Below are 6,885 nucleotides of genomic sequence, written 5' to 3' on the forward strand. Positions count from 1 at the left end.
GTCAGCACGATGTCGCGCATGATCTCGAGTGCGTGCTCGTCGTCGTCGGCGAGGTGGTCGACGACCCCGGAGCGCCGGGCGTGCAGCTCGCCGCCGCCGAGCTCCTCGGCGGTGACGACCTCGCCGATCGCGGCTTTGACCAGCGGCGGACCGCCGAGGAAGATCGTGCCCTGCCCTCGCACGATCACCGTCTCGTCGCTCATCGCCGGCACATAGGCGCCGCCTGCCGTGCAGGAGCCCATCACCGCGGCCAGCTGCGGAATGCCCGCGGCCGAGAGCCGGGCCTGGTTGAAGAAGATCCGTCCGAAGTGGTCGCGGTCGGGGAAGACCTCGTCCTGCAGGGGAAGGAACGCTCCCCCGGAGTCGACGAGGTAGATGCAGGGCAGCCGGTTCTCGAGGGCCACCTCCTGGGCGCGCAGGTGCTTCTTGACGGTGAGGGGGAAGTAGGTGCCGCCCTTGACCGTGGCGTCGTTGCACACCACCATCACGTGGCGCCCGTGCACGAGCCCGATGCCCGCGATGACGCCGGCGGCGGGCGCCTGCCCGTCGTAAAGCCCCTCCGCGGCCAGCGGGGCGAGCTCGAGGAACGCACTGCCCTCGTCGAGCAGACGGTCGATGCGCTCTCGCGGGAGCATCTTGCCGCGCGCGAGGTGGCGCTCGCGGGCCGCTTCTCCGCCGCCTTCGGCCACCTTCGCCAGGCGCGCGCGCAGCGCCGCGGCGAGGTCGCGCTGCGTGTGCTCGACGGTCGGAACCGGGGCGGCTGCGCTCATGCTGTCTCCGTCGACGTCACGATCGCGTCACACGGATTGTCTGCGGGCGACGCGCGTGGTTAGTTGTCACTAACCGGGGTTTCAGGTTAGCGAGGATTAACTGAGATGACAACGGGACTGACAGACCGAGAACGAGCCAAAGCCGACCGCCAGGCGGCGCTGCTGCGAGAAGCCGCGCGCCTGTTCGCCGAGCGGGGGTTCGCGGGGGTGAGCCTGGAAGACCTCGGCACCGCCGTGGGCATCACCGGCCCCGCGGTGTACCGCCACTTCCCCAACAAGCAGGCCCTGCTCGGGGCGATCCTCGTGGGCGTGAGCCGCACGCTGCTCGACGGCGGCGGGGCGGTCGTGGCCGCCGGGCGCCCGTCTGATGACACGCTCGATGCGCTCATCGCGTTCCACGTCGACTTCGCCCTCACCTCGGCCGACGTCATCCGCGTGCAGGACCGGGAGCTCGCCAGCCTCTCCGATGCCGACCGCCGCACGGTGCGCCGGCTGCAGCGCGAGTACGTGGAGCTGTGGGTCGTCGTGCTCGACGGGCTGCGTCACGCCGTCCCGGCGGCGGCGCTGCGCGTGCGCGCGCACGCGTGCTTCGGCCTCATCAACTCCACCCCGTACAGCCTGCACGCGGCGCGCAATGGCGTCGGCGATGCTCAGCTCCGCAGCATCCTGACGACGATGGCGCGGGCGAGCCTCATGGCCTGACGACCGAGCATCGGCCGGTCTGCCGGCCGTCACCGCAGCAGCATCGCCCGTCCCGGCTGCCGCAGCACCGCGCCGACGTCGGCGAGGAACCGCGCTCCCTGCTCACCGTCGACGAGCCGGTGGTCGAACGACAGGCTGAGGGTCAGCACGTCCCGAAGCGCGACCTGACCCTCGTGCTCCCACGGCATCCGACGGACGCTCCCCAGCGCGAGGATCCCCGCCTCCCCCGGGTTCAGGATCGGTGTGCCGGCGTCTACGCCGAACACCCCCACGTTCGTGATCGAGAACGTCCCGCCCGACAGCGCCGACGGCTCGGTGCGACCGGCGCGCGCCGTCTCGGCGAGCCTCGCGATGGCGTCGGCGAGGTCGACGAGCGTGAGAGCGTCGGCATCCTTCACATTCGGCACGACCAGCCCTCGCTCGGTGGCCGCGGCGATGCCCAGATGCACGCGTCGGAACTGCACGATCTCGTCGTCGTCCCACCGCGCGTTGAGCATGGGGTGGTGCGCGAGCGCCAGGCACGCGGCCTTGGCCGCCACAGCGAGAATGCCGATGCGGTGCCCCGCCAAGCGCCGGTCGTCCCGCAGCTCGGCGAGCAGCCGCATCGTCTCGGTGACGTCCACGCTCAGGAACACCGTCGCGTGCGGCGCTGTGAAGGCGCTTCGCACCATCGCCTGGGCGGTGAACCGGCGGACGCCCCGCACGGGGATGCGGGTGATGTCGTCCTCGGGCGCGACGGCAGGCGCGGGCTGCGCCGCGGGCGCGGGTGCCGCGGCGAGGCGCTCGGCGTACTGCTCCACGTCGGCGCGGGTGATGAGGCCCTCGCTCCCCGTGGGTGTCACCAGCAGAAGGTCCACCCCGAGGTCCTTGGCGAGCTTGCGCACCGGCGGGGTCGACCGGGGGCGCTCGCCGAGCGGTGGCTCCGGCTCGAGCGCCCGAACCTCGTCGTGCGGGGCGTCGGCGACGGCCTCCGTCTCGAGGGTCGCGCGTCCGCCGCCGGCACGTCTGCGGCGCTGGGGGCGACCCGCGGATGCCGGGGCGGCGCCGTAGCCGACCAAGTGCGGCTGCGGCGCGTCGTCGGCCGGCGTGCCCGCGGGCGCGTCGAGCTCGAACGAGACGATGACGCTTCCCACGGCGATCACGTCGCCGGCCGCAGCATGCAGGGTGGTCACGCGACCGGCGTGCGGCGACGGCAGCTCGACGACCGCCTTGGCCGTCTCGACCTCCGCCAGCGCCTGGTTGAGCGCCACCTCGTCGCCCTCCGCGACGAGCCACTGCACGAGCTCCGCCTCGGGAAGACCCTCACCGAGATCCGGAAGCCGGAACCCCGAGATCACTGCGCCGCCTCCGAGAGGCTGTGGGGTCGGTCGAGCACGCGGTCCACCGCGTCGAGGATGCGGTCGAGGTCGGGCAGGTGGTGCCGCTCCAGCTTCGCCGGCGGATACGGGATGTCGTGGCCGGTGACCCGCAGCGGCGGCGCCTCGAGGTGGTGGAAGCAGCGCTCGGTGATGCCCGCGGCGACCTCCGCCCCGACGCCCGCCTCTCCGGGGGCCTCGTGGGTGATCACGACCCGACCGGTGCGACGGACGGATGCCGCGACCGTGTCGTAGTCCACCGGCGACAGCGACCGCAGGTCGATGACTTCCAGCGACACCCCGTCGTCGGCGGCTGCCTCGGCCGCTTCCAGGGCCGTGGCGACCTGGGCGCCGTAGGTCACGACGGTCGCATCGCTGCCGGCGCGCACGACGCGCGCGAGCCCCATCGGCGGGGCATCGGCGAGCGCGGCATCGAGGTCGACCTCGCCCTTGACGTGGTACAGGCGCTTGGGCTCGAAGAACACCACCGGGTCGTCGCACGCGATCGCCTGGCGCAGCATGAAGTAGGCGTCCGACGGGTTCGACACCGCGACGACCCGCAGGCCCGACGTGTGCACGAAGTACGCCTCCGGCGACTCGGAGTGGTGCTCGGCCGCTCCGACGCCGCCCGCCCAGGGGATGCGCACCGTCAGCGGCATCCGCACCGCGCCCCGCGTGCGGTAGTGCAGCTTCGCCACCTGGCACACGATCTGGTCGAACGCGGGGTAGACGAAGCCGTCGAACTGGATCTCGACGACTGGTCGGAACCCGCGGTACGCCAGCCCCACGGCGGTTCCCACGATGCCGGATTCGGCCAGCGGGGTGTCGATCACCCGGCTCGCCCCGTGCGTCGCGAGCAGGCCGTCGGTGATGCGGAAGACGCCACCCAGGGTGCCGACGTCCTCCCCCATGATGAGCACCGACGGGTCGTCCGCCAGCGCGCGTCCCAGCGCGGCGTTGAGCGCCTTGGCCATCGTGAGCGCGGTCATGACACCCCCTCCTCGAAGCCGTCGAGGTAGGCGGAATGGGCCTCGCGCTGCGCCTCCAGCCCGGCGTGCGGCTCGGCGTAGACCTCGTCGAAGACCGTCAGCGGGTCGCGCGTGCGGTACGACAGGCACGCCGCGCGCACCTCGGCGGCCAGCGTGTCGGCGTCGGCCGCGATGTCTGCCTCACGCTGATCGTTCAGCGCCCCGCTCGCGCGCAGCAGCGCGTACACCCGGGCGATCGGGTCGCGCCCGCGCCACCGCGCGAGCTCGGCCGCGTCGCGGTAGCGCGTGGGGTCGTCCGCAGTGGTGTGGGGACCCATGCGGTAGGTGACCGCCTCGATGTATGCCGGCCCCGCCCCGCTGCGCGCGCGCTCCAGCGCCCAGAGCATCGCGCCGTAGCAGGCGAGCACGTCGTTGCCGTCCACGCGCAGACTGGGGATGCCGAAGGCGGGCGCCCGCGCGGCCAGCGGCGCACGGGACTGCACGCGGACGGGCTCCGAGATCGCCCACTGGTTGTTGGAGCAGACGAAGACCACCGGGGCGCCGAAGGATGCGGCGAACACCATGGCCTCGTGCACGTCGCCCTGACTGGAGGCGCCGTCGCCGAAGTAGGTGACGGCCACGTCATCGCTGGGGGCCTCTCCGAGGGCCTCCGCGCGCTGGATGCCCATCGCGTAGCCGACGGCGTGCAGCGTCTGCGCGCCGATGATGATCTGCGGGCCGGCGGTGCGGCGGGCGAACGGATCGCCCATCGACTGCTCCTCGCCGCGCCAGACCTGTATCAGCTCGGTGGGCGTCGCGCCGCGCACCAGCTGCACGCCCGACTCGCGGTAGCTCGGAAAGACGAAGTCGGCCGCCCGCAGGGCACGTGCCGTGCCCACCTGCACCGCCTCCTGCCCCTCGCACGGCGCCCAGAGGCCCAGTTGACCCTGCCGCTGCAGGGCGACGCCCTCTCCGTCCAGCCGCCGGGTGCGCACCATGTCGCGATAGAGATCGACGAGCAGCTCGTCTGAGATGCCGTCCACCCACGGCTCCAGAGTCGGATCGACGATCCTCTCTCCGTCGGGGGTGATCACCTGCGCCACCGGCCCCATGTCGGTGTCGGGGTCCGTCGTCGTGCTCGGGAGATACGTCATCGTCGCCTCCGTCCCGGCGCCCCTTGTGGGGGCTCCGTCGGTCCGCGTCGGCCTCGTCGCCGACTGCCGCGAGCGTACGTCGACACAGCACCTAGCTCAAGCACGCGCCGTAATCCTGAGCATCTTGCGCACGTCGACCCGCGGGTCACGTGCTAGCGTTTCGCACTATGACCACCCTGGACCACGTCGACCTGGCCCTGCTCGATGCCCTGGCGGACGACCCGCGCGAAACGGTCGTGGCACTGTCCGAGCGACTGGGACTCTCGCGCAACACGGTGCAGGCCCGCATGGGAAAGCTCGACCGCGCCGGCGTCTTCCTGTCGTACGAGCGCGCGATGGCGCCCGCCGCCCTCGGCTACCCCCTCGAGGCGATGCTCAGCGTCGTGGTCCGGCAGGCCGACCTGCCGCGGATCACCACCGAGATCGCCGAGATCCCCGAGGTCATCCAGGCGCACGGCGTCAGCGGCGCGGTCGACCTGATCGTGCGGGTGGCCGCCCGTGACACTCAGCACCTGTTCGACATCGACGCGCGCATCCTCGCGATCGAGGGCGTCGAGCGCTCGGAGACGTCGCTGGTGATGGAAGAGGTGATCGGCTACCGCGTCCGGCCGCTGATGGGGTTGGCCCGCAGCGGGGCCTGACGCCGCGTCAGCGCCCGCCCGGCGCTGCAGCCACCGTCAGGCGGGGCGTGGCATCCATCCGCACCAGGACGACGCCGACGAGGATGAGCGCCCCACCGGCGAACTGCACGGGCGCCGGCGCCTCGCCCAGGAAGATCCACGCCATCATCAGCGTGAACAGCACCTCCGACAGTCCGACGAAGGATGCCACGCGTGCGCCGATGCGCGGCACCGCCACCACGCCGAGCGCGTAGCCGAGACTCGTGCCGATCGCGCCCACCCACGCCAGCGGCATCCACCACGGCACCTCGACGCCGGCCAGCACCACGCTCACCTCAGGAGCGGCGAACGGCAGGATGCCGGTCAGGAGCAGCACGCCGATCAGCCCCGTTCCGATCAGCAGCCCGCCGGATGCCAGCGCCAGCGGCGGCAGTCGATCGCCGCTGCGCTCGGCGATCGCGAAGTAGACGGCGGTGCACGTGGCCGCACCCAGCGCGAACAGCGTGCCGAGCAGGTCGAAGCGCGCACCGGTGAGGTCCACGACCAGCACGAGGCCGGCCATCGCCACGAGCGAGCCCCCGAGGACGAGCCTCGACGGTGCGCGGCGCGTGCGCGCCCACACCCAGAGCACGAGCAGCACCGGCGCGAAGTACTGGATGAGCAGGGCCACGGCCACCGGCATCCGCTGCATCGCCGCGAAGTAGAACAGCTGGCAGCCGGCCACGGCGGTCAGTCCGAAGGCGACGATGATGCCGCCGTGTCTGCGCAGGAACCCGCGCTCGCGGCGCACCGCCTGCACGAGCGCCGGCGAGAGGACGAGGCCGGCGAGCCCCATCCGCACCAGCAACACAGCCCCGAGCGACCACCCCGCTTCCAGCAGCGGCTTCAGGAACGGGCCGGAGAAGGAGAACGCCAGGGCCGAGGCCACCGCGATGACGAGTCCCGAGGTCGCCACGCGCGGAGGTCTGGCGACGGCGGAGGACGGCCGTACGGTACGTGTGCTCATGCTCCGCCTGTCAGGGGTGTGATGTGATTCACTGGTGACAGTACGCTCACCGACGTCAGGGGTCAATGTGCTCTTCGCTCGTGACACGACGCAAGCTCTCGCGGGGGCCGTCGACCTCGTCAACACGCTGCCCGCGACGGCCACCGACGGCGTGGACCGCTTGGTGGACAGAGCGGATCTGCGGCGGTTCCTGGAGGTGCACCGCTACACCGGATCCTTCACGGGCGACCAGCGCGAACTCGAGGCCGTGCGCACCCTCCGCCCCCGCCTGCACGAACTCTGGCTGACCGACCGTTCCGGCGCCGTGCCG

Annotated in this window: 8 protein-coding genes; 3 read left to right on the forward strand and 5 right to left on the reverse strand. The window is 72.2% G+C overall.

The features are described from left to right. Positions 1-770 (reverse strand): carboxyl transferase domain-containing protein (locus NQ160_RS15715; protein WP_306853484.1); only part of this gene is annotated, 770 nt, incomplete at its 3' end. 105 nt (positions 771-875) lie between these two features. Here NQ160_RS15715 and NQ160_RS15720 point away from each other — a divergent pair. Next, positions 876-1,472 (forward strand): TetR/AcrR family transcriptional regulator, encoded by a 597-nt coding sequence (locus NQ160_RS15720; RefSeq protein WP_257516113.1) that lies wholly within the window; start codon positions 876-878, stop codon positions 1,470-1,472. Between the two features lie 29 nt (positions 1,473-1,501). Here NQ160_RS15720 and NQ160_RS15725 read toward each other — a convergent pair whose 3' ends face one another. Genes NQ160_RS15725 through pdhA form a run of 3 tightly spaced genes read right to left on the reverse strand, consistent with a single transcriptional unit; the run spans position 1,502 to position 4,949 of the window. After that, positions 1,502-2,809, reverse strand: coding sequence for a dihydrolipoamide acetyltransferase family protein (locus NQ160_RS15725; protein WP_257516114.1), 1,308 nt, complete (start codon positions 2,807-2,809; stop codon positions 1,502-1,504). After that, a complete protein-coding gene (locus NQ160_RS15730; protein WP_257516115.1) occupies positions 2,806-3,816 on the reverse strand; it encodes an alpha-ketoacid dehydrogenase subunit beta in 1,011 nt (336 codons plus the stop codon). Before NQ160_RS15730 ends, NQ160_RS15725 begins: the two co-directional genes overlap by 4 nt. Next, positions 3,813-4,949: a pyruvate dehydrogenase (acetyl-transferring) E1 component subunit alpha gene (gene pdhA / locus NQ160_RS15735; protein ID WP_257516116.1), complete on the reverse strand. Its 1,137-nt coding sequence runs from the start codon at positions 4,947-4,949 to the stop codon at positions 3,813-3,815. Before pdhA ends, NQ160_RS15730 begins: the two co-directional genes overlap by 4 nt. A gap of 167 nt (positions 4,950-5,116) precedes the next feature. Here pdhA and NQ160_RS15740 point away from each other — a divergent pair, with 167 nt between their 5' ends. Next, positions 5,117-5,590 carry an Lrp/AsnC family transcriptional regulator gene (locus NQ160_RS15740; RefSeq protein ID WP_257516117.1) on the forward strand — a complete coding sequence of 158 codons (474 nt, stop codon included), beginning with the start codon at positions 5,117-5,119 and terminating at the stop codon, positions 5,588-5,590. A gap of 7 nt (positions 5,591-5,597) precedes the next feature. On the opposite strand, the gene NQ160_RS15745 is transcribed toward NQ160_RS15740, so the two are convergent. Then, positions 5,598-6,575 (reverse strand): EamA family transporter, encoded by a 978-nt coding sequence (locus NQ160_RS15745; RefSeq protein WP_257516118.1) that lies wholly within the window; start codon positions 6,573-6,575, stop codon positions 5,598-5,600. A gap of 67 nt (positions 6,576-6,642) precedes the next feature. On the opposite strand from NQ160_RS15745, the gene NQ160_RS15750 reads away from it, so the two are divergent. Further along, positions 6,643-6,885, forward strand: a 243-nt coding sequence (locus tag NQ160_RS15750) for an ABATE domain-containing protein (RefSeq protein WP_257516119.1), incomplete at its 3' end; no start/stop codon positions are given.

Source organism: Microbacterium sp. zg.Y909 (assembly GCF_024626565.1).

Coding starts and splice junctions, on each gene's coding strand:
- NQ160_RS15720 (WP_257516113.1), top strand. CDS start 876: ATGACAACGGGACTGACAGACCGAGAACGAGCCAAAGCCGACCGCCAG.
- NQ160_RS15730 (WP_257516115.1), bottom strand. CDS start 3,816: ATGACCGCGCTCACGATGGCCAAGGCGCTCAACGCCGCGCTGGGACGC.
- pdhA (WP_257516116.1), bottom strand. CDS start 4,949: ATGACGTATCTCCCGAGCACGACGACGGACCCCGACACCGACATGGGG.
- NQ160_RS15740 (WP_257516117.1), top strand. CDS start 5,117: ATGACCACCCTGGACCACGTCGACCTGGCCCTGCTCGATGCCCTGGCG.
- NQ160_RS15745 (WP_257516118.1), bottom strand. CDS start 6,575: ATGAGCACACGTACCGTACGGCCGTCCTCCGCCGTCGCCAGACCTCCG.